Below are 26,986 nucleotides of genomic sequence, written 5' to 3' on the forward strand. Positions count from 1 at the left end.
GTGAAGAACACACCAATCGTTACTCGGGTGTATTTCCGAGATGAGAATCGACGACAGGCCCGATCACGTTGGCAGCGTCCGCATTGGTCATCTCGTTGTGGAAAACGTCGACATCGTGGATGACGATATCTCCTGTGACATACGGCCGCCATTCCTGCGGGGATCGAACAATTCCATCGCTCGCGCCCTTCGTTGCCGAGAAGAACAAAGCATCTCCGTCGAAGACGTCCGGGATGAACTCGGCCATCATTCGAGTCGAGTTCTCGAATCCCGCATTGATACGACGGAGGTGATCGGCGGAGACGCCGGTCGTCTGACCCAACGACTCGTCGAGCAGTTCGACCCCCCGTTCGTAGGTCAGTGGCTCTGTCGACGCCTGAGCCGACAGGTCGAGCCCCAATCCGGCGAGCAGATTCTCGACGCTCAACGCTCCCTCGGCCTGTTCGCCGTCGTGTCCGTCCACGTAGCTGTCGAGGAGAGCAAGGGTGGCGACGTCGCTGCCGGTGCTGCGCAGTTCCACCGCTATCGCATGAGCCAGTGAGCCGCCGAGCGACCACCCCAGAAGGTGGTACGGACCGACCGGCTGGACGGCGCGGATCTCGTCGGCGTACCGGTGGGCGAGATCGCGAATGGATCCGAAGCTCGACCCTTCCACGATGCTCGGCAGCTGCAGGCCGTACACGGGACGGTCGTCGCTCAGGTGTGAGACGAGACCGGCGTATCCCCATGACAATCCGATTCCCGGGTGGACACAGAACAACGGGGCCTTGGACCCGCTGCCGCGCAGCGGAATCACGACTCCGAACACAGAATCGAGGTCGGCGCCCCCCGCGTCGGCATCCGCGGCGACCCGCGCGGCCAACCCTGCCGGCGTCGGATCGACGAACAGTGCCTGCAGCGGCACCCGAACCCCGATGGCGTTCTCGATGGCAGGCACGATCTTCGTGGCCACCAGCGACGTTCCGCCCAACTCGAAGAAGTTGTCGTCCATGCCGACCCGTTCGACCCCGAGAACCTGAGCGAACGCGTCGGCGATCGCGGCTTCGACATCGGTGCCCGGTGCCCGGTACGGAGTTGTCGACACGGTCAGCTCGGGAACCGGCAGCGCCCGTCGATCGAGCTTGCCCACCGGAGTGAGCGGAATGTCGTCGAGCTCGATGATCGCCGACGGAACCATGTGCCGCGGGAGCACTTTGGCCACGCGATCGCGAAGTGCCTCGGTGTCGACCGATTCGCCGTCGGCCGCGAGAACGTAGGACACGAGGACGGTGTCACCGGACGCAGCCGTGTGACCGATCGTGGCGGCGAATCCGACCTGTTCGTGCTCGGTGAGAGCGGAGTCGATCTCGCCGAGTTCGATACGGAAACCGCGCACCTTGACCTGGAAGTCACTGCGCCCGACGAACTCGACGGCCCCGGCACTGCCCCAGCGCACGACGTCGCCCGTTCGATACATCCGATCGCCCGGAGTGCCGAAGGGATCGGCGACGAAACGCTCGGATGTCAGTCCGAAACGACCGAGGTATCCGCGGGCGGTGCCTGGACCGGCGATGTAGAGCTCGCCCGACACTCCGGCCGGGACCGGTCGGAGTCGTGCGTCGAGCACCACGAACCGGAATCCGGTTCCCGGCTTGCCGACATCCACTGTGCCACCGGGCATTAGAGGTCCGCCGACGCTTGCCTGGATCGTGGTTTCGGTCGGACCGTAGCCGTTGAACATCTTGCGGCCCGGTGCCCATTTCGCCACCAGCTCGGGAGTGCAGGCCTCGCCGCCGACCGCGAGGACCCGAACGGTGCCCAGACGTGTCTCGTCGATCGACGACAGCGCCGCCGGCGTCAGGAACGCATGCGTGACGTGTTCGGATTCGAGCAGGTCGGCCAAGTCGCCGCCGCCGAAGACTCCCGGCGGCACGATGACGACGGTGGCACCGACGCCGAACGCCATCGTCAGCTCGTAGATCGATGCGTCGAAACTCGGCGACGCGATGTGCGAAACACGCGAATCCCGAGTGGGGCGGAATCGCTCGATCACCTCGGCCTGGAGGTTGGCCAGGCCACGGTGCCGTACCGCAACGCCCTTCGGCCGACCGGTCGAGCCCGAGGTGTAGATCAGGTAGGCCGGGTGGTCGATGTGCAGGGTGGCCGTGCGATCGGCATCGGTCACCGCGTCCGCCGGATAGCGAGATAGCTCCGCGGAGGTTTCCGGATCGTCCAGAACCAGCCACGGGACCGTGTCGGGCAGCGAAGCCCTGTTATCGATGTCGGTCAGACCCATTGCGGAATGGGAATCTTCGAGCATGTGCGCGATTCGGTCCGCCGGGTAGTTCGGATCGACAGGCAGGAACGCGGCACCGGTCTTCGCCACAGCCCACACCGACAGCACCGACTCGATCGACCGAGGCAGCGCCAACGCGACGAACGTTTCGGGACCGACCCCGTAGTCGATCAGCATCCGAGCGATCCGGTTGGACCAGCTGTCGAGATCGGCGTAGGACAGGCTGATGCCTCGGTAGGTCACGGCCACTGCGTACGGATCGAGCGCGACCGCCGCCGCGAGCAACTCCGGCCACGTCCGAACTGCCGCGTCGGCGTTTCCTCGCGCAGGCACCAACGTGCGCTGCTCGTCGGCACCCAGAAGTTCGATGTCTCCGACCACCGCGTGTCGGTCGCGTCCGACGGCAGCGAGAACTCGGATCAGTCGCGCCGCGATGGCCTCGACGCTGGACGCGTCGAACAACGACGTGGCGTAGTCGAATGCGGCCTCGAAGCCGGACGGACGCCCCTGGTCGTCGAAGGTCTCGGACAGCAGCAATTGCAGATCCTGCTTGGCCACCGGAACGTCGAAGTCGAAGCCTTCGACGCGTAGGTTCGGCAGCTCGAGCGAGGCCTTCTCGTTGTTCTGGAACGACAGCGCGACCTGTGACAGCGGAGCGTAGGCCGTCGATCGCGTGGGATTGAGAACCTCGACGATTCTCTCGAAGGGCATTTCGGTGTGATCGAATGCGTCGAGGTCGTGTGTCTTGACCTGGTTCAGCAGATCGTCGAACGTCGCGGACTCGTCCACTCGGCTGCGCAGCACGAGCGTGTTGACGAACATGCCCACGAGGTCGTCGAGCGCCGCGTCACCGCGCCCGGCCACCGGGGTTGTGATCGCGATGTCGTCGGTGCCGCTCAGTCGTGCCAGAACGACCGCGAACGCGGCGTGCAGAACCATGAACATGCTGACGTTCTGTTCGCGCGTGATGGCGACGAGGGCGCGATGGATGTCGGCATCGACGGTGAAGCGGACTCGGCCGCCGCGGAAGTCCTGAGTGGTCGGCCTCGGTCGGTCCGTCGGCAACGGCAACAGATCGGGAAGACCCGCAAGCGCGGTGGACCAGTGCTCGAGCTGAGCCGCAGCCACACTCGACGCGTCCTGCTCGTCACCCAGCAGCGAACGCTGCCAGATCGTGTAGTCGGCGTACTGGACGGGCAGCGGCTGCCAGCTCGGTGCGTGACCGGCACTGCGCGCCGAGTAGGCGAGCACGACGTCGCGAGCGAGAGGTGCCATCGACGCGCCGTCGGCGGCGATGTGGTGCACCACCATGGCGAGTACGAAGACGGGATCCTCCGACGCGTCGTTGTCGGCGTCGAGCACCTCGAACAGCTCGACGTGCACCGGGATCTCGGTGGTCACGTCGAATCCTCGACCGGCCAACAGAGCCACGCGATCGGTGAGAACAGCGGCATCGATCCGTTCGGATTCGACCGCGGGCGCGACCTCGGCAGCCGGGTGCACGAGCTGCACCGGGAACTCGGGGCCGTCGGGGAAGGTCGTGCGCAGGGACTCGTGGCGCCCCAGAACATCGACCACCGCGTCGGCCAGCGCAGCGGTGTCGAGCCGTCCGGTCAGTTTGACGACCAACGGCACGTTGTACGCCGCCGACGAGGTGTCGAACTGGTTGATGAACCACATCCGCTGCTGTGCGAGCGAGAGCGGAATGTGCTCCGGACGCGTCGCGGCAACGAGGGCCGGCCGCTGCGTACGTGGGTCGGCCGAGCCGACTGCGCTCGCCAGACCCGACACCGTCGGGGTCTCGAAGATCGTGCGGACCCCGATCGATGTACCGAATTCGGCATTGACGCGAGCGATCACTCGCGTTGCGCTGAGAGAGTCGCCACCGAGCTCGAAGAAGCCGTCGTCCGCACCGACTCGACCCACCTCGAGGATCTCGGCGAAGACCGCCGCGACCGTCAGCTCGGCAGGCGTGCTCGGCTCGCGGTACGACGTGGCCGTGCCGAACTCCGGTACCGGAAGTGCTGCGCGGTCGAGCTTGCCCACCGGTGTGAGTGGAATCGACTCGAGCACGACGATGGCGCTCGGAACCATGTGCGACGGCAGCGCGGCGGCGAGATGATCGCGCAGAACGGCCGTGTCGAAGGTATCGACCGTCTCGGTCGGGTCGTCCCCCGTCAGGCGAACGTAGGCCACGAGAACGGTGGCACCGGTCGGCCCGGGAGTTCCGAATGTCGCCGCGAAGTCGACCGCCGGATGAGCAGAGAGCGCTGCGTCGATCTCACCGAGTTCGATGCGGAAGCCACGGACCTTGACCTGGGAGTCGCTGCGACCGACGTACTCGATGGTCAGATCCGGCGACCAGCGCACCACGTCTCCGGTGCGGTACATGCGCGCACCGGGAGCACCGAACGGATCGGCGACGAATCGTTCGGCCGTCAACCCCATCCGATCGTGGTAGCCGCGGGCCAATCCGACGCCCGCGAGATACAGCTCACCCACCACCCCGATGGGAACCGGCTGCAGTCGCGAGTCCAGAACCACCTCGTACACACCCCGTACCGGTCCGCCGATCGAGACCGGCTCGCCGGCCACCATCGGTGCACTGATGTTGGACATGATCGTGGCCTCGGTCGGTCCGTACCCGTTGAACAGGTTGCGGCCCGGAGCCCACTTGGTGACCAACTCGGCCGGGACCGCCTCGCCGCCGACGACCACGTCGGCGAACGTGTCGAGCCCCGAGGGATCGACAGAGGCGAGGGCGGACGGGGTGATGAAGCCGTGAGTGACCGATTCCTCGGCCAGCAACGATGCCAGCTCGGCTCCGCCGTACACGGTGGGCGGAACGATCACCATCGTGGCTCCGACGCCGAACGCGAGCAGGTACTCGAGCACGGACGCATCGAAGCTGGGCGACGAAACATGGAGTGTACGTGAGTCCTTCGTGACTCGATAGCGCTCGCGTTGCTCGGTAGCGAAGTTGTCGAGGCCGGAGTGGGTGACCACGACCCCCTTCGGAACACCCGTCGAACCCGACGTGTAGATGGTGTACGCGGCACTCGAGAGGGTTACGCGACCGTGGCGTTCGTCGTCGGCGATGGGCTCGTCGCTCACCGCGTTCGGGCCATCGGTGGCGAGGTCGTCCAGAACGATCCACGGCACGGTCGACGGCAGATCGTCGAGGTGACTGCGGGTGGTGACACCGAAAGACGCTCCGGAGTCGGCCAGCATGTGCTCGATGCGATCGGCCGGGTAGTTCGGATCGACCGGCACGAACGCGGCACCGGACTTGGCGACGGCCCAGACGGTCAGCACGGACTCGATGGATCGTGCGATTCCGAGCGCCACGAACGTCTCGGTACGAACACCGTGACCGAGCAGGATGCGGGCGAGACGGTTCGACTGTCGATCCAGCTCGCGGTACGTCAGCTCGCCGTCGACGCTGCGCACCGCGACGGCATCCGGGTCGACGGCAGCTGCGTCGGAGAAGATCTCCGGCAGCAACCGAGTCGATCGGCCTTCGAGTCCGAATACCGGTGCCAGCGAACCGAGTTCGGCATCGGCGAGCAGACTGAGCCGAGCCAGCGGCTGCTGCTCGTCGGCCAGTACCGCATCGAGTACCCGCTCGACTCGATCGACGATCGCGTGCACGTCCTCGATCTCGAACAGTTCGGGCAGGTACTTGGCCTTGAGGTTCAAGCGCTCGTCCACCGACGACACCAGGGTGAGCGGGTAGTGCGCGGCATCGGTTCCGAGGATGTCGGTCACCTGCATGCCGGCGAAATCCGTTGCCGCAGAAGCTCCGGCGCGGTCGACCGGGTACGACTCGAACACGGTGAGCGTGTCGAATGCGACGCCGGCACCGGCTGCGCGCTGGATGTCGGTCAGACCGAGGTAGTGGTGGTCGAGCAGTGCGGCCTGTTCGGCCTGCACGCGATCGACCAGAGCACCCAGAGTCTCGGCCCGATCGAGCGTGACCCGAACGGGCAGTGTGTTGATGAACAGCCCGATCATGCCTTCGATGCCAGGGACCTCGGGCGGCCGACCCGACACCGTGGCACCGAAGACGACGTCTTCGCGTCCGGTCAGAGTGGCGAGCACGATGCCCCACGCGGTCTGAACGAGGGTGTTCAGAGTCGAACCGCGGCGCGCTGCGAAATCGCGCAGTGCCGCTGTGGTCTCGATCGACAACGACCTTTCCGTCTCGCTCGAGACGGTGGACAACTGTAGGCCCCGATCACCGGTGACCAGCAGTGTCGGCTCCTCGACACCCGCCATCGCGCTGACCCACTGCGCCGTGGAGATGGCGACGTCGCGTTGCCGCATCCACGCGAGGTAGTCGCGGTACGCGGGCACGCGCGGCAGCATCGAATCGTCGGACTCGGTGACGTAGAGCGTGATCAGTTCCTTGACGACCAGAGGCGTCGACCAACCGTCGAGCAGGATGTGGTGGTTGGTCAGCAACAGTCGCCAGTGATCGTCGGCGAGGGTGATCAGCGTGAATCGAAGCAGCGGCGCCGAGTCCATCTCGAACCGCACACCGCGATCGGCGGCGAGCACGGCCTCGAGCGCGGAGTCGACGTCGGCCTCACCGCGTAGATCGACCTCGGCCCAGGGAACCGTCACCGAATTCTGCACGATCTGCAGGGATTCGCCGGCGCTGTTGTGCACGAACGCTGCTCGTAAGTTCGGATGGCGAGAGACGAGCTTGTTCACGGCGGAGTGCATCCGCTCGGCATCGACGACGCCACGCAGCTCGAGGCCGAGCTGCACCATGTAGGCGTCGACGCCCGCAGTGTCACTGCCGACCTCGCCGGCGAGGCGCGCGTGGAACAGCAAGCCGGCCTGCAGCGGCGACAGCGACCACACGTCGTCGAGGTCGGGGAACTGCTGCTCGAGCACCTCGATGGAGCGCTGATCGATGTCCACCAGCTCGAGGTCGGACGGGGTCAAGCCTCCCGCACCCTGCACCGAGGCGTGCTCGGTGATCGCGGTCAGCGCCTGCGTCCACAGTTCGATCAACCGATCGACCTCGTCGGAAGCGAGGATGCCCGCCGGGAACGCGAAGGTGGCGTCGAGCTGCGGACCGTCGGGCGTCGAGGTGGTGACGGCGTTGATGTCCAGCGCAGCCGGCACGGGCATGTCCGGATTCTGCGCGTCGCCGAGCTCGGCATCGGCGACGGGAATCCAACCAACGTCGGCCATGCCTTCGGTGGAGCCGGTCGAGAATCGTCCGAGGTAGTTGAAACTGACCTGAGGCGCGGCGAAACCGGAAAGCGCCTCGGTTCCAGCCGAATCGAGGTACCGCAACATGCCGTAGCCGATTCCGTGATCCGGGATCTCGAGCAGCTGTTCCTTGACCGCCTTGATCAGTGCACCGGCGGAGTCGCCACCTGACAACGCGTCGGCGACGTCCACCGAACCGAGGTCGAGTCGCACGGGGAAGATCGTGGTGAACCAGCCGACGGTTCTGCCGAGATCGGCTCCGGGAACCACGGCGTCTTCACGGCCGTGGCCTTCGAGCGTGATCAGGGCGCTGCTGACAGCGGCTCCCCGTTCACGACGCCACGCGGTCAGTGCCAACGCCAAGCCGGCCAGGAGGCCGTCGTTGACGCTGCCACGGAAGACGTTCGGCACCGTGGTCAGCAAGCGCTCGGTCACCTCGACGGGAAGTGATGTGCGGATGCGCTGCACGGTGGCGTCGACGTCGATGCGCTTGTCGAGTGGTCGCGAACCGATCGTCGGGTCGGCACCGCTCAGAATGCGCTGCCACAGCCCGATCTCGTCGGCGCGGCTCGCCGTGACCTCGGCCAAACCGGTGGACCACCGCCGCATCGATGTGCCGATCGGTGCCAGCGCAGGCGCGTCGCCGGCGATGATCTGGCTCCATGCCGTTGCGAGATCCGGCACGAGGATGCGCCAGGACACGCCGTCGATCACGAGGTGATGCGCGACGACGAGCAGTCGGCCGGACCCGTTCGGGCCCTGGAACCACACCATCTGAACCATGACGCCGTCGGCTGGGATCAGTCGATCTGCTGCGGCGTCGAGCTCCGTTGCGGCGCGGGAAGAGAATGCGGCACCGTCCACGGAATCGACCGAGACCGCATGGATGACCGACGCGGCGGACACGGTGCCGATCGGAGATACTTCCTCGTGCCAGATGCCGTCGGCATCCTGGTACAGCCTCGACCGGAGCATGTCGTGACGATCGAGCACGGCCTGGACGGTGCGCTCGAGCGTCTCGGTCTCGATGCCGACCGGAAGCTGAAGCAGGGCGGTCTGGGTGTAGCGGCCGAAGTCGGTGCTGCGGTCCAGCATCCAGCGAACGACGGGTGTCAGAGGCAGCGAGCCGACTCCCCCACCGTCGAGCTCTTCCAGCACGACGGCGTCGCCCCCGAGAACGACGACCTCGGCCAGCGCCGCAACGGTCTTGCGCTCGAAGATGTCGCGCGGAGCCAGGACCAGACCGGCCGCCTTGGCACGTGAGACCAGCTGGATGGACATGATGCTGTCGCCGCCGAGCGCGAAGAACGAGTCGTCGACGCCGACGGTGTCGAGGCCGAGCACGTCGGCGAACAATCCGGCAAGGATCGACTCGACTTCGGTTGCAGGCAAACGGCTTTCGGTCACGTTGGCCGAGAAGTCCGGAGCCGGCAGTGCACGGCGATCGAGCTTTCCGTTGGCAGTGAGCGGCAGCTCGTCCAGCACTATCAGCGCAGCCGGAACCATGTAGGACGTCAGCGAGTGCCCGACGAAATCCAGAACGGCGGAGTGGTCGAGGGTTCGACCCGCCTCGGCGACGACATATCCGATCAGGCGATCACCGGATCCGTCGTCACGGACCGAGACCACGGAGGCCGCGACACCGTCGTACGCCAGCAGAGCACTCTCGATCTCGCCGAGCTCGATGCGGAAGCCGTGCAACTGCACCTGCATGTCACTGCGGCCCAGGTATTCCAGTGCACCGTCGCGATTCCATCGCGCGGTGTCGCCGGTGCGGTACATCCGGGCACCGGGGTCTCCGGACGGATCGGCGACGAAACGGGTGGCCGACAGCCCGGCCCGGCCGAGGTAACCGCGAGAGAGCTGTGCCCCCGAGACGTACATTTCACCGGTCACACCCGGCGGCACCGGATTGAGACGGGTGTCGAGAACCGCGACGTGCAGCGCGGGAATCGCCTGACCGATGACGCTGGCCGAGGCCGAGGCGGCGAACTGTTCTGTCAGGGCCAGGTGACTCACGTGGACGGTCGTCTCGGTGATGCCGTACATGTTGACCAGAGTCGGAGCGGATTCGTCGTGCCGGGCGTACCAGCGAGCCAACTGACCGAGATCGAGTGCTTCTCCGCCGAAGATCACGTACCGCAGCGACAGATCGGAGTCCGCGGTTCCGGCGAGGTTTCCGGTCGCAACTCGATCCGCTTCCGCGAACTGGTAAAACGCCGTCGGTGTCTGGTTGAGAACCGTGACCTTCTCGCGTACCAGCAACTCGCGGAACAGCTCCGGGGAGCGCGCGGTGTAGTAGTCGACGACGACGAGTGTTCCGCCGTGCAGCAGCGGTCCCCACAGCTCCCATACCGAGAAGTCGAACGCATACGAGTGGAACATCGTCCAGACGTCGCGATCGTCGAAATCGAAGAGATCGGCTGTGTTCGCGAACAGCGTCGCCACGTTGCGGTGCGCGATCTGCACGCCCTTGGGGCGACCGGTACTGCCCGAGGTGTAGATGACGTACGCGATCGAATCCGCGCTGGTGCCACCCGAGCGGTCCGCATCGGTCAGCGGGGCACCCGACATGACGTCCAGTTCGGCGATCAGCTCGGGCGAATCGATCTCGAGGACATCGAGATCCGAGGCGGGCACTGCCGCACTGTCGGCAACCGTGGAGATCACACAGACGGGCGAGGCGTCCTCGAGCATGAACGCGAGCCGATCCGCTGGGTAGGACACGTCGATCGGAAGGTAGCCTCCACCGGACTTGATCACCGCGAGCAGAGCGACGATCAGCTGCTCGTTGCGCGGCATCGCGACCGCCACGAGCGATTCCGATGTCACACCGCGCTGGACCAGAAGCCGCGCGAGTCGGCTCGACCGGTCGTCCAACTCGGCGTAAGTCAGCGTGTGATCGCCGAAGACGACCGCACGCGAGTCGGGGTATCGCGCTGCTGCGGTGGCGAATCGATCGGCCAATGTCGCGTCGGATGCCACGAGACCTGCGTGGTTCCACTCACCCGTCATGGCATCGAGCTCGCCCGGGAGCAAGAGGTCGATGTCGCCGACTGCGCGCTCGGGATCCGTCGTCACCGAGGCGAGCACAGCACCGAATCGTGCCGAGAACTCCCGGACGGACGATTCCTCGAACAGATCGACCGCGTAGGTGATCGCGGCGGTCATCCCGGCCGGCGCACCGGACTCGTCGTACTGCTCGGCGACGGTCAGCTGCAGATCGAACTTCGCGACGTGCGCGTCGATGTCGACGGCCTCGACCGTGAGCTCCGGTAGTTCGAGCGCGGCCGAGGTGTTGTTCTGGAATTCGACCAGCACCTGGAACAGCGGCGAACGGTCCGTCGAACGCGCGGGATCGAGAACGTCGACCAGTCGCTCGAACGGGACATCGGTGTTATCGAACGCCGCCAGATCTGCTGTGCGGGTGGCACGGAGCAGATCGTTGAACGAGAGCCCAGGCGTCACCTGGGTACGCAGAACCAGCGTGCCGACGAACATGCCGATCAGATCGTCGAGCGCGGCCTCGCCTCGACCGGCGATCGGCGTTCCGACGGCGATGTCCTCGGTGCCGCTGATGCGTGCCATCAGAATCGACCATGCCGCGTGCACGGCCATGAAGACGGTCGCCTCGTTGGTGCGCGCCGACTCGACCAGTGCCGAATGGGTTGCTCGGTCGATCTCGAACCGAACACTGTTGCCGCGCATGGACTGCCGAGTGGGCCGCGGGTGATCGAGCGGCAACGGCAGTACGTCGGGAAGATCCGCGAGAGCGGTCTTCCAGAAATCCAACTGCTGCGCGGCGAGGGACGCGGGATCGGCCTCGTCGCCGAGGACGGTGCGTTGCCAGATCGCGAAGTCCGCGTACTGAACGTCGAGTGGTGCCCACATCGGAGCGCCGGTCGCTACGCGAGAACCGTAGGCGACCATGACATCTCGCGCCAAGGGTGCCATGGAGGCACCGTCGGCGGCGATGTGGTGCACAACGATCGACAGCACGAATTCGTCCGCTGCAACCCGATACAGCACCGCGCGGAACGGTAGATCGGTCGTGACATCGAAACCTGTTGCGGCAGAGGCAGAGATGGCCGACACGATCTCGTCGGCGGCCAGATCGACGACGGCGAGATCGGTTCTCACCGTCTGCGCATCGAGGATCTTCTGCTCGGGGCGCTCACCGTGGCTCGGGAACACCGTGCGCAGCGACTCGTGCCGTTCGAGAACGTCCCCGACCGCCGCACTCATCGCGTCGATGTCGAGTCGACCCGTCAGCCGGACCGCAAGCGGGATGTTGTAGGCCGCAGAGTCGACGTCGAATTGGTTGATGAACCACATCCGTTGCTGCGCGAGCGACAACGGAATCGAATCAGGTCGCGGCTTGGCCACGAGTGCGGGACGGCGCTCGGTGCCGGTCAGATCGCTGTGTACGCGCACCGCAAGCGACTCGACAGTGGGAGCCTCGAACAGTGCACGCACGCTGATCGTGGTGTCCAGGGCGGCATTGACCCGAGCGGTGAGTCTGGTGGCGCTGAGCGAGTCCCCACCGAGGTCGAAGAAGCTCGAATCGATTCCGACACCGCCGTCGATCCCCAGTACCTCGCCGAAGATGTCGGCAATGACCTGCTCGGTGTCGTTGCGCGGTGCACGCGAATCGTCCCCGAGATGAAGATCGGGTGCGGGCAGGGCGTTGCGGTCCAGCTTGCCGGCCGGTGTCAGCGGAATCGATTCCAGGGCGACGAAGGCCGTCGGGATCATGTGGGTCGGTAGCGAATTCGACACATGACTGCGCAGAGACACCGCATCGATCTGCTCGCCGGACCGCGGAAGGACGTAGGCGACGAGAATGGTGTTACCGGCCGGACCGTCGACACCGACGGTGGTCGCGAACTCGACGGAAGGATCATCGGTCAGGACGGCGTCGATCTCGCCCAGTTCGATGCGGAAACCGCGCACCTTGACCTGGAAGTCGCTGCGCCCGACGTATTCGAGCGTTCCCGACTCGGTCCACCGGACGACATCGCCGGTGCGGTACATCCGCGCACCCGGCTCGCCGAAGGGATTCGCCACGAAACGCTCGGCCGTCAGGCCGAATAGGCAGTGGTAACCCCGGGCGAGCGCCGGACCGGCGAGATAGAGCTCACCCGCAACACCGACGGGTACCGGGTGCAGTCGCGAGTCGAGGACGACCTCGCTGAACCCGATTGTCGGCGAACCGATGTCGATCGTCGAATCGATATGCAGCTGATCGCTGACGGACGAGAAGATGGTCGCTTCGGTCGGACCGTACGCGTTGAACATCCGGCGGCCCGGTGCCCAGCGGGCGACGAGTTCCGGAGGACAGACGTCGCCACCGGTCGCGACGACTCGCAGCTCCGTCAGGCCCTCCGGATCCACCGATGCAAGCGCGGCTGGGGTGACGAACGCATGCGTCACCTGCTGTGCAGCGAGCAGCTGAGCCAATTCGGCTCCACCGTAGACCGACGTCGGCGCGATGACCATCGTCGCGGCACCGGAGAGCACCATCAGCAGTTCGAGAATCGAGGCATCGAAGCTCGGAGACGCGAACGCCAGAACCCGAGCGTCCGGGGTCACCTCGAAACGAGTGCGCTCCTCCTCCGCCAGGTTCGCCAATCCCCGGTGAGTGACGGTGACGCCCTTGGGGACACCGGTCGAGCCGGAGGTGTAGATCAGGTACGCGACCTGATCGATGTGCATCGGGCGGATACGGTCGCCGTCGAGAACCGGCGCGGTCGAGTGACCGGCGATGTCGGCGCTCGTGTCGTCGTGATCGAGAACGGTCCACCGGGCGGATCCCAGACCCTCGACCGCGGATGTGTGCGCGGACACGGTCAGGCCGAGCGAGGCGTTCGAATCGACGAGCATGTGCTCGACGCGATCGCGCGGGTAGTTCGGATCGATCGGCAGGAATGCCGCGCCGGTCTTCGCGATCGCCCAGATTCCGAGTACCGATTCGATGGAACGTGGCAGAGCCAGTGCGACAACGGTCTCCGGACCGGCACCGCGAGCGATCAGCGTTCGGGCGAGAGCCGAGGACTGCGCGTCGAGCTCGGCGTAGTCGACCGTGCGCCCGTCATTCCACAGAGCGGTGCCGTGCAGGTTGCCCGCAGCAGCGGCGGTGAGGATGTCCGGGAGCAGTCGAACTGCTTCGGCAGCCGGCCCCTGGACCGGTGCCAACCGGACCAGTTCGTCGTCGGACAGCAACGACAGGGACCCCACGAGTCGACCGGTGTCGGTGGCAATGGCGTCGAGGACCCGCACGATCCTGTCGACCGTCGCCTCGACGACGCTGTGCTCGAACAACTCCGGCAAGTACTTCGCCTCGATGTGCAGCCGGTCGTCGACCATGGCGACCAAGGTCAGCGGATACTGCGCTGTGTCGCTGCCGTCGTGCACGTCGTGCACCTGCATTCCGGCGAGGTCGGTCTCGGCCGACAATCCCGCGCGGTCCATCGGGTAGGACTCGAACACCGTCAGGGTGTCGAAGGCGACGGCCGGTCCCACCGCACGCTGGATGTCGGTGAGGCCGAGGTAGTGGTGATCGAGCAGAGCGGCCTGTTCGGCCTGCACCCGCTCGAGGTACTCGCCGAGTGTCTCCGACGGATCGAGCACGATCCGCACCGGCAGAGTGTTGATGAACAGACCGACCATGGCCTCGATGTCGGAGACCTCCGGCGGGCGTCCGGACACGGTGGCACCGAACACGACGTCGGAGCGTCCGGTCAGAGTGCCGAGCACGAGGGCCCACGACGCCTGCACCATGGAGTTCATCGTCACGCCACGTACACGAGCGACGCTGCGCAGCCGGTCCGTCTGCTCCACATCGAGCGAGACCAGCGACCGACCTGCCAACGTCGACTCCTGGCGTCGGCTCTCGACCGGCGTCAACAGGGTCGGCTCGGACAAGCCTGCGAGCGCGTCGGTCCACGCGGCCAGTGCCGACGAACGGTCACGCTTCGCCAGCCATGACAGGTAGTCGCGATAGGCGGGAACCCGCGGGAGCACGGTTTCGTCGCCGTCGACCACGTAGAGCGTCAGCAGGTCCTTGAGCAGCAACGGTGTGGACCAACCGTCGAGCAGGATGTGGTGGTTGGTCATCACCAGACGCCACTCGCCGGGCGCCACCGTGATCAGCATGAAGCGCAACAGAGGTGCCTGCGCCATGTTGAATCTGGTGGCGCGATCGTCGTGTTCGATGCGATCGAGCTCGACGGCTCGATCGTCGGCGTCCAGTCCGGTCAGGTCGATCGACGACCAGGGAGCGTCCACGTCGTGGTGAACGATCTGTATGGACTCGCCGTCGTCGTTGTGAACGAAGGCAGTCCGCAGGTTCGCGTGTCTACGCAGGAGCGCTCGGGCAGCACGTCGGAACCGTGCCTCGTCGACGCTTCCGCGCAGCTCCAACACGAGTTGGACGATGTAGGCGTCGACGGACTGATCCGACAGCTCGGCGTGGAATAGCAATCCGGCCTGCAGGGGCGTCATGGACCAGATGTCGTCCAGCGTGGGATAGACCCGTTCGAGGTGGTCGATGGAACTCTGATCGAGCCGCACCAGATCGAGGTCGGACGGCGTGAAGCCACCGGCCCCCGGTCGCTGGGCGAGCTGTGTCAGCGCGGTGAGGGCCTGACGCCACAACTCCGCCAGTTCGGTGACCTCGGCGGCGGCGAGCACCCCGGTGGGGAAAGCGAACGTCGCCTCGAGGCGCGGGCCGGTCGGCGTCGCGGTGGTGACGGCATTGATGTCGAGCACTGCTGCTACCGGTAGATCGGCGTCCTGCGAATCGCCGACACCGGAGTCGTCGACCGGCAGCCAGCCGTGTCCACGCAGCTCGTCCGGAACGTCGGTGCTGTAGCGCCCGAGATAGTTGAAACTGACCTGGGGAGCCGGGAAGTCGCGCAGAGCAGCGGCGCCGTCCTCGTCCAGGTAGCGGAGCATGCCGTAACCGATGCCGTGATCGGGGACCGCCAGCAACTGCTCCTTGACCGTTTTGATCAGTCGTGCTGCGTCGGCACCGCCGGCGAGTGCGTCGTCCAGGTCCAGACCGGCGAGGGTGAGCCTGAGCGGGTAGATCGTGGTGAACCAACCGATGGTCCGGCCCAGATCGGCACCGGGTACCACGTGGTCCTCGCGGCCGTGACCCTCCAGCGAGATGAGAGCGTCGTCCACGGTCACTCCCCGACCACGTCGCCACACCGCCGTGGCGAGCGCGAGTGCGGCGAGCAGACCGTCGTTGACGCTGCCGTGGAACGCATCGGGCAGTGCTGTCAGTAGCCCCTCGGTGACGTCGGTGGACAACGTCATCTCGATCTTGTCCACCGTCCTGTACACGTCGATCTCGCGATCGAGCGCGCGTGATCCGATGAGCGGATCCGGTTGTGCCAGAACGTCGCGCCAGATCGCCAGCTCGTCACCGCGGGTGGCGGTGACCTCACGCAACCCGTGCGACCACCGACGCATGGAAGTGCCGACCGGAGCCAGCTCAGGAGTGTTCCCGCCGATGATCTGGGCCCATGCCGACGCGAGGTCCGGAACCAGGATTCGCCAGGACACGCCGTCGATGACCAAGTGGTGGGCGACGACGAGCAGACGGCTCCCCTCGGGGCCGGCGTCGAACCACACCATCTGGATCATCACACCGGAATCGGGTGCCAACCGGCCGACTGCTGCTTCTGCCTCGGCCGTTGCCTGCTTCGAGAACCCTTCTCCCCGAACGGTCGTCGACGCCACGCGGTGCACGACCGAGTTCGCCGCGATCGATCCGGCGGGAAGCACCTCCATCGTGGGGTGCTCACCCCGGTGCAGAACGCCGCGGAGCATGTCGTGGTGATCGAGGACCGTTTGCACGGTTGCCTCGAGCACATCCAGCTCGATATCGACCGGGAGGGTGAGAACCGCCGTCTGCGTGTGCTTGTCGAGGACAGCCGTCCGATCGAGCATCCAGGCGACGATCGGAGTCAGCGGTACGTCACCGACACCGCCACCTGGCAATTCCTCCAGTACGAGAGGTGCAGTGCCGTCTCCGGACGCGACCACCTCGGCCAGTGCCGCAACGGTCTTGTGCTCGAACACATCTCGTGGCGACAGAGACAATCCGGCTGCCTTGGCACGCGAGACCAGCTGAATCGACATGATGCTGTCGCCGCCGAGCGCAAAGAACGAATCGTCGACGCCGACGCGGTCCAGTCGAAGAACCTCGGCGAACAATCCGGCCAACGTCTTCTCGACCGCGTTGTCCGCATCGCGACCGGCCGTGACCTGAGCGGACCAGTCCGGTTCGGGGAGTGCGTTTCGGTCCAGTTTGCCTGCGGGAGTGAGAGGAATGGACTCGAGCATCACGAACGCCGAGGGCACCATATGCGCAGGCAACACCGAACCGGCATGCTCGCGCAACGCATCCGCCTCGACCCCGGCACCGGCCACCGGCAACACATACGACACCAACACCGTTGCCCCAGCAGCACTCTCACGACCGATGGTGACCACGAAATCGACACCCGGCACCGCAGCCAACACCGAATCGATCTCACCCAACTCGATCCGGAAACCACGCACCTTCACCTGGAAATCGCTACGCCCCACATACTCCAACGCACCCGAAGCATTCCACCGCACCACATCACCGGTGCGATACATCCGCGAACCCGCACCACCGAACGGATTGGCCACGAACCGCTCCGCCGTCAAACCCAACCGCGCGTGATACCCACGAGCCAACGCCGGACCCGCCAGATACAACTCACCCACCACACCCACCGGCACCGGATTCAACCGCGAATCCAACACCACCTCCGCGAAACCGATCGTCGGCGAACCGATATCGACCGACTCCCCCACCACCAACGCCGACGAGATCGACGAGAAAATCGTCGCCTCCGTCGGACCGTACGCATTGAACATCCGCCGACCCGGCGCCCACCGCGCCACCAACTCCGGCGCACACACATCACCACCGGTCACCACCACCTCGACCGACTCCAACCCCACCGGATCCACCGACGCCAACGCCGCAGGCGTGACGAACGCATGAGAGACCCGCTCCTGCGCCAACAACGACGCCAACTCCACCCCACCGAACACCAACGGCGGAGCAATCACCATCGTCGCCCCACCCGAGAACGCCAACACGAACTCGAGAATCGAGGCATCGAAACTCGGCGACGCAAACGCCAACACCCGCGACGACGGACCCACACCGAACCGAACCCGCTCCTCGGCAGCCAAGTTCCCCACACCACGATGAGTGACCACCACACCCTTGGGCACACCCGTCGAACCCGACGTATAGATCAGATACGCCGCATCATCGAGCCGCAACACACCCGAACGCTCGGCATCCAACACCGGAGCAGACGACCGAAACGCCAGATCCGCCACCACATCGGCATCATCGAGCACCACCCACGACACCCCACCCACACCCGACAACACACCCACATCGGCACCCAACGTCACACCCACCACAGCACCCGAATCGACCAACATGTGCTCGATCCGATCCACCGGATACTTCGGATCCACCGGCAAGAACGCACCACCGGCCTTCGCCACCGCCCACACCGCCACCACGGACTCCACCGACCGCGACAACGCCAACGCCACGAACGACCCCGGACCCACCCCACACGACATCAACATCCGCGCCAACCGCGACGACGCCGCATCCAACTCACCATACGAAACAGACCGCGACCCCGACACCACCGCAACACCACCGACACCAGCAACACCCACAGCACCAGCCAACAACTCCGGCAACACCACACCCGCCACAGACCGCGGCCCCCGAACCGGAGCCAGCGAGTCGTACTCGTTGGCAGACAAGATCTCGATGTCACCGACTCGGATGGACGGCACGGCGGTCACGGCGTCGAGGATTCGTACCAGGCGATCGGCGAGAACTCGGACGGTATCCGCGTCGAACAGTTCTGTGGCGTAACGGAATCCGGCTTCGATGCCGACCGGTGCGCCGGACGCGTCGAATTCCTCCGAGATCGTCAACTGCAGATCGAAGTTGGAAATGTCGTTGGGTAGCTCGATGCTCTCGATCGACAGTCCGGGCAACGTCACGGTCGGTCGGTCGGTCTGCTGGAACTCGAGCATCACCTGGAACAACGGCGCATGGGCAGTCGACCTCGCGGGATCGACCGCGTCCACCACCCGTTCGAACGGGACATCCGAATGCGTGAACGCGGCCAGGTCCACGGAGCGAACGTCCGAGAGCAGGTCCTCGAACCGCATCGAGCCGGGAACCTGAGTGCGCAGAACGAGGGTGTTGACGAACATGCCGACGAGTTCGTCGAGTGCGGCGTCTCCTCGGCCCGAGATCGGCGTTCCGACCGAGATGTCCTCGGTACCCGAGAGTCGGGCCAGCAGTACGGCAAGAGCCGCGTGCACGATCATGAACGAGCTCGAATTGTGTTCGGCGGCAACAGTAGCGAGGCGGGCATGAACCGAGGCGTCGATCTCGAACGTCACGCTGTCGCCGCGCAGGGAAGCCACCGCGGGACGCGGTCGGTCGGTCGGCAGCGTCAGAACCTCGGGGCTGCCGGACAGTGTCTCGACCCAGTAGGCGAGCTGCTTGGCCATCAACGACTCGGGATCGGACTCCGCGCCGAGGAACCGGCGCTGCCACAGTGCGTAATCGGCATACTGCACCGGCAACGGTTCCTGGCTGGGTGCATGCCCCGCGGCGCGGGCACTGTAGGACACCATCAGGTCGCGGGCCAGCGGGGCGCTCGAGAACCCGTCGGAGGAGATGTGGTGCACCACCATCACGAGCACATGCTCGTTCTCGCTGACCCGAACCAGTCGAACTCGCAGCGGAACATCGGCCACGACGTCGAAGCCCGAGCCTGCGACGTCGGCGATCAACTCCATGACGTGGCGCTCGTCGTTCGCGAGGATCGGAGTCAGATCCGGCAGTGCAGATTCCACGTCGAGGATCGACTGCACCGGAGCGTCGTCGGTCAGCGGGAACATCGTGCGCAGCGACTCGTGTCGACCGAGCACGTCGGCGATGGCCGAGTGCATCGCATCGACATCGAGCGCGCCGCTCAGGCGCATGGCGAACGCGACGTTGTAGGCAGCCGATTCGGTGTCGTACTGATTGATGAACCACATCCGCTGCTGGGCCAGCGACAGGGGCACTGCATCCGGTCGCTCCTGCGGGACCAGCCGAGGGGCGGCTGCAGCGTCGTGCTCACCGAGTTCGATGCCTGCCGACAGCGCTCGCACGGTGGGGGCGTCGAACAGATCCCTGATACCGATATCGGTTCCGAGTGCCGCATTGATTCGCGCGACCAACCGCATCGCGATCAGCGAGTTGCCGCCGATTTCGAAGAAGCTCGACGTGACACTGACCTGGGCCATACCGAGCAGATCGCCGAAGACTCCGGCGACGATCTCCTCGACCGGGTTCTCGGGCCCGAAGAATTCCGATGCAGCGACAGTGAATTCGGGCGCAGGCAATGCCTTCCGGTCGAGCTTGCCGCTGGCGTTGACCGGCAGCGAGTCGAGTACCACCACGTGTGAGGGCACCATGTACCCCGGGAGACGGCGCGCGGCCTCTGCGGTCAGATGCGCAGGATCGACGGCGTGGCCGGGCGCACCGACCACGTAGGCCACGAGGGTCTCACCGGTGTTCGGGTCCTTGTGCACCAGTGCGATCGCCTGTGCGACCGATTCGGATCGAAGGAGAACCGCTTCGATCTCTGGCAGTTCGATCCGGAGCCCTCGCAGCTTGACCTGAAAGTCCGTGCGGCCGATGTACTCGAGCTCGCCGTCGGCGCGCCAGCGCACCAGATCACCTGTGCGATAGAGCCTCTCGCCCGGCTCGCCGAACGGATCCGCGACGAAGCGATCCGCTGTCAGGTCGCCTCGGCCGACGTACCCGCGAGCGAGTTGTACACCGGCGAGATACAGCTCGCCGGGAGCACCGATCGGAGCCGGTCGCAACGACGCGTCGAGCACGTACAAACGCGTGTTCCACACCGGTGCGCCGATGGGAATCGAGACGGACTCGCGCCCGGTCACGTGGTAGTAGCTGACGTCGACTGCCGCCTCGGTCGGACCGTAGAGGTTGTGCAGTTCCGCGAGTGAGAACTGCGCGAACTGAGCCGCGGTGGCAGGTGGAAGCGCCTCGCCGCTGCAGAAGACCAGTCGGAGCGAGACACATTCCGCAGCCCGTGCACCTGCTGCGAACACCGCGAGCATCGACGGCACGAAGTGCGCCGTGGTGATGTGCTCCTGCGCGATGATGCGGGACAGATACACGGGATCGCGGTGTCCGTCGGGTTCGGCCACGACGAGCTTGGCACCGACCTGTAGGGGCCAGAAGAACTCCCACACCGAGACGTCGAACGTCGCCGGAGTCTTCTGCAGAACGGTGTCCGCAGGCTCGAGGTGATATTCGTGCTGCATCCACAGCAACCGGTTCACGATGGCCGAGTGCGTGACTGCGACACCCTTGGGCCGACCGGTCGAGCCGGAGGTGTAGATGACGTATGCGGTGTTCGAGCCGTGCAGTCTTCCCAGTCGGTCCGAGTCGGTGACCGTGGAGTGGTCGCGATCGGAGACGTCGAGCAGATCGACGGCCAGGACCGGAGTTGCAACCGGGATGTTGATCCAGTCGCGACTGGTGGTGAGGATGCACACGGGCTGGGCGCTGGAGAGGACGTAGGACGACCGCTCGACGGGATGGTCCGGGTCGATCGGTACATAGGCACCACCGGCCTTGATGATCGCGTACATGCCGACGAGCAGATCGATCGACCGGCGAATCGCCAGGCCGACATGGGATTCGGGGGTCACGCCGAGCGAGATGAGATGACGCGCGAGCTGATTCGCGCGTTCGTCCAGTTCGAGATAGGTGATGTGTTCGTCCTCGAACACGAGCGCTGTCGAGTACGGACTGCGCTGTACCTGTCGGTCGAACAGACTGCTGAGCGTCATGTCGGCGCCGCCGGCCGGAATCTGCTGGTGGACCGGAGGTTCGATCAGACGTGCGGTGTCGTTCCACTCGAACAGGACGAGTTCCCGCTCCGCGGCGGACAGAATGTCGATGTCTGCGGTGCGTACGTCCGTCGACGTTCCGATGGTCGACACGATCCGCAGGAAGCGATCGACGAACCGGTCGATGGTTTCGGGATCGAACAGATCCGTGGCGTAGGTGAACGACGCCGACAGTGCACCGGACGGGTCGACAGGCTCCTGATCCACACGCAGCTGTAGATCGAATTTTGCCGTGTCGGTGCCGATCTCCTCGAACCGAACGGTGAGATCGGGCAGCTCCAACGTGACGGCTGCATTGTTCTGGAACTCGAGCAGAACCTGGAACAGCGGCGAGTGGTCGGTCGACCGCACCGGATCGAGTACGTCGACCAGACGCTCGAACGGGATGTCGGTGTTGTCGAAGGCGGCGAGGTCGGAGCGACGAGTGTCGGCGAGCAGATCGGTGAAGGTTGCTTGCGGCTCGACCTGTGTTCGCAGAACGAGGGTACCGACGAACATGCCGACCAGGTCGTCCAGGGCCGCGTCGCCTCGACCGGCGATCGGCGTACCGACAGCGATGTCCTGAGTTCCGCTCAGCCGCGCGAGCAGGAGTGCAAGCGCCGAATGAACAACCATGAACAGGGTCGAGTCATGTTCGGCAGCAACCGAACTCAATCGTGCGGCGACGTCGGCCGGAATCGTGAACGGGGTGACGCTGCCGCGCATCGACTGCCGGATGGGACGCGGACGATCGAGCGGCATCGGCAATACGTCCGGCAGATCCGCCAGAGCCGACTGCCAGAATTCGATCTGCCGCGACGCCACCGAGGTGGAATCGCTCTCGTCGCCGAGAACGGCGTGCTGCCACAACGCGAAATCCGCGTACTGGACGGCGAGTGGCTCCCACACCGGAGCCGAACCGGCGGATCGGGCACCGTAGGCGACCATCACGTCTCGGGCCAGCGGTGCCATCGACGCACCGTCCGCCGCAATGTGGTGGACGACGATGGAGAGTACGAAATCTTCCGAACCGGTCCTGTACAGCACCGCACGGAAGGGAAGATCGACCGTGACGTCGAATCCTGTTGTCGCGGCAGCACGGACGAGCGCATCGACCGAGCCGGCGTCGACGTCGACCACATCGAGGGGCAGCGTCGATCCGGTGACGTCCTCGACCGGTGTGATGACCTGGTTCGGCAGATCGCCCACGGTCGGGAACACGGTGCGCAGCGACTCGTGCCGGGACAGAACGTCGCCGACGGCCGCAGCCATCGCATCGACGTCCAGTCGACCGGTCAGTCGCACGGTGAGCGGGATGTTGTACGCGGGCGAGGACACATCGAACTGGTTGATGAACCACATCCGCTGCTGTGCGAGAGACAGTGGGATCGAATCGGGCCGGTCCACGGCGACGAGCGCCGGACGGCGATGCAGCGATGCGCCCTTGGCCTCGGCGCGTTCGGACAGGGTCCTCACGGTCGGCGCCTCGAAGAGGTCCAGCACCTTGAGATCGGTTCCGAGAGCCGAATTGACCCGAGCGATCAGACGCGTTGCCACGAGGGAGTTTCCGCCGAGATCGAAGAAGCTGTCGGTCACGCCGACCCGGTCGACCTCGAGAACGTCGCGGAACACGGTCGCCACTGCGGCCTCGTACTCCGTTTCCGCGGCCTCGAATGCACCCTGCGAACCGAGTTCGGGTTCGGGGAGTGCGTTTCGGTCCAGTTTGCCTGCGGGAGTGAGAGGAATGGACTCGAGCATCACGAACGCCGAGGGCACCATATGCGCAGGCAACACCGAACCGGCATGCTCGCGCAACGCATCCGCCTCGACCCCGGCACCGGCCACCGGCAACACATACGACACCAACACCGTTGCCCCAGCAGCACTCTCACGACCGATGGTGACCACGAAATCGACACCCGGCACCGCAGCCAACACCGAATCGATCTCACCCAACTCGATCCGGAAACCACGCACCTTCACCTGGAAATCGCTACGCCCCACATACTCCAACGCACCCGAAGCATTCCACCGCACCACATCACCGGTGCGATACATCCGCGAACCCGCACCACCGAACGGATTGGCCACGAACCGCTCCGCCGTCAAACCCAACCGCGCGTGATACCCACGAGCCAACGCCGGACCCGCCAGATACAACTCACCCACCACACCCACCGGCACCGGATTCAACCGCGAATCCAACACCACCTCCGCGAAACCGATCGTCGGCGAACCGATATCGACCGACTCCCCCACCACCAACGCCGACGAGATCGACGAGAAAATCGTCGCCTCCGTCGGACCGTACGCATTGAACATCCGCCGACCCGGCGCCCACCGCGCCACCAACTCCGGCGCACACACATCACCACCGGTCACCACCACCTCGACCGACTCCAACCCCACCGGATCCACCGACGCCAACGCCGCAGGCGTGACGAACGCATGAGAGACCCGCTCCTGCGCCAACAACGACGCCAACTCCACCCCACCGAACACCAACGGCGGAGCAATCACCATCGTCGCCCCACCCGAGAACGCCAACACGAACTCGAGAATCGAGGCATCGAAACTCGGCGACGCAAACGCCAACACCCGCGACGACGGACCCACACCGAACCGAACCCGCTCCTCGGCAGCCAAGTTCCCCACACCACGATGAGTGACCACCACACCCTTGGGCACACCCGTCGAACCCGACGTATAGATCAGATACGCCGCATCATCGAGCCGCAACACACCCGAACGCTCGGCATCCAACACCGGAGCAGACGACCGAAACGCCAGATCCGCCACCACATCGGCATCATCGAGCACCACCCACGACACCCCACCCACACCCGACAACACACCCACATCGGCACCCAACGTCACACCCACCACAGCACCCGAATCGACCAACATGTGCTCGATCCGATCCACCGGATACTTCGGATCCACCGGCAAGAACGCACCACCGGCCTTCGCCACCGCCCACACCGCCACCACGGACTCCACCGACCGCGACAACGCCAACGCCACGAACGACCCCGGACCCACCCCACACGACATCAACATCCGCGCCAACCGCGACGACGCCGCATCCAACTCACCATACGAAACAGACCGCGACCCCGACACCACCGCAACACCACCGACACCAGCAACACCCACAGCACCAGCCAACAACTCCGGCAACACCACACCCGCCACAGACCGCGGCCCACGAACCGGAGCCAGGCGAGCGCGTTCGGCGGTGGACAGCAGGTCCACATCGCCGATCCTCAGATCCGGCTCGCCGATCACAGCGTCGAGCACGCGTACGAGGCGGCGGGCGAGCTGAGCCATGCTCGCGGCTTCGAACAGTTCTGTGGCGTAGTCGAAAACGACCGCGACATCGTCGGACTCGTCGACGGTGACTACCAGGTCCATGCCAACCCCGTCACGCGGCAGCGCGGACGGACCGAACCGGAGCGCAACCTGGGCAAGGGGGCTGTACGACTCCGAGCTCGGCAGACCGAGGGCCGTGACGACGTCCTCGAAGGACGTCTCCCCGTGCGCCATCGCAGCATCGAAGTCGGTTCCGGACGCATCGACGAAATCGGCGAACGAGTGCCGAACGTCGGGTCGGGACCGCAGCACCACGGTGTTGCCGTCACCCGCAGGCACGGCGATCGACACGTCGTCGGTGTTGGCCAGTCGCGAAAGCAACACGGCGAGAACGGATTCGAGCACCACGAACGGAGTCGTGGAACGTTCGGCGGCCAACCGAGCCACTGCGGACCACGATTCGGATCCGATGGTCACCTCGTGGGATGCGCGAACATGACCGATGCGCGAGGGGCGCGAACGGTCGGTCGGAAGATCGAGGAGATCGGGGGCATCGGCGAGCCGGTCGGTCCAGTAGGCGAGCTGGGCTGCGGCGCGACGTCGACGTTGGCCTTCGCGTGCGCTGTCCGGATGTACGTCTAGAACGGCGACATCGGGTCCGGCCGCGATGAAGGATTGCACCATGTCGACGAAACTCGAATGGTGTGCGGTGAGATCGTCGTCGTCGTACCGGTTGGGGTTGGCCCTGAAATCGACGAACGTCCTTGCCGGAGAACCGCTCTGATAGACGTTGACCAGAAGGTCCTCGACAGGACCCGAGGTCACGATGTTGAATTCGCCGACGATCGAGCCGAGTTCGATCTGCTGATGGAACAGCATCATGTTGACCATCGGGCCGGACAGTTGCTTGTCGCTGCCCGAAGCCGCCAGCTCACGCCGGATGTCCTCGATGCTGAAACGCTGGTGCCGCAGGGCCCCCATCAATTCGAGCTGGACCTGCTGAACCAGCTCGCCGACGGTCGCGTCCTGGGGCACATGGATCGAAATGGGTGCGACGTTGACGAGCATCCCACCGGATCGGCGAAGCAGCGCGGTGGTGCGCGCGGACACCGGGATGTTGACCGAGACGTCCTCTCGCCCGGTCATCCGCGAGAGGTAGCAGCCGAAGGCGGCGATGAACACCGCGGCCGCGGTTCCGCCCTTGGTCGCGTCGGACGCTTCGAGCTCGGTGACGACATCGTCGGGGAGAGCGACGCTGCGCAATTTACTGGCGGCGATCGTGCGCCCGGCAGTATTGGACAGGGTGGCTCCGTCGTGGATGTCCGCGGCGCGAGCGGTCCAGTACTCCTTGTCCGTCTCGAAGCGAGACGACGTCCGGTATTCCTGATCGAGCTCGTAGAGCCGCCGAAGCTCGGCCGCCTTGTTGGGGGCAGGCTCGACGTGTTCGACGGCCGCGGTGTACAGGGCTGCGGTTCGATTGACGAGCGTCATCGCGCCGTAACCGTCGAGTGCGACGTGATGAATCTTGCTGTACCAGAGGTTGCGATCGTCCTCGACCTGAATGATCCAGCTCTCGACGAGTGGATCGTGTTCCATGTCGACAGGTTGCACGTAGTTCTCTTCGATCCAGGCCAGCGCAGAGGTCATGGGATCGTTTTCGCCGCGCAGATCCAGGTAGTGCACGGACTGGTCGATGGAGTGATCGACCATCTGGACCGGTTCGCCGTCCACCTCGGCCAGTCTCAGGTAGGCGGATTGAAATTCGTGTGCTGCGAGAGCCGACGCGTCCTGGAGAACGGCGATGTCAAGATCGCCGCGGAGGTCGACGTATTGCGCGATACAGACCGGGACGTCAGGAGCGAGCTGTTGAGCGAACCACATGCCACGCTGAGCGGACGACAGCGGGAACCCGTTCTCGAAGCCGGGGCCGGTCGGAGGCGTCTGAGACCCACCGGTGATTGCGGCGCGCATTCAGATGCCCTTCGGCGGCACGGTCACGACGACAAAGGCCGACGTCGAGTCGATCGACTCGGAGCCCTCGGGTCGGTTGGGAGTGTCGAGCCGCGGCGGCCTGTGCGCGCGATTGAGCAATTCTGGCTTCCGTTCTGGTCTGCGTTCGTGTCGTTTCACACACGTTCGGTGGTGATATGGCTCTGTATCAAT

Annotated in this window: 1 protein-coding gene; it reads right to left on the minus strand. The window is 65.4% G+C overall.

From position 1 onward, the window contains the following. Positions 1–19: 19 nt before the first annotated feature. Entirely contained in the window at positions 20–26,794 is a 26,775-nt protein-coding gene (locus tag CH306_RS21390; RefSeq protein ID WP_094647898.1) for a non-ribosomal peptide synthetase, read from the minus strand. Positions 26,795–26,986 lie beyond the last annotated feature (192 nt).

Source organism: Rhodococcus sp. 15-725-2-2b, from assembly GCF_002259075.1.
Classification (GTDB): Bacteria; Actinomycetota; Actinomycetes; order Mycobacteriales; family Mycobacteriaceae; genus Rhodococcoides.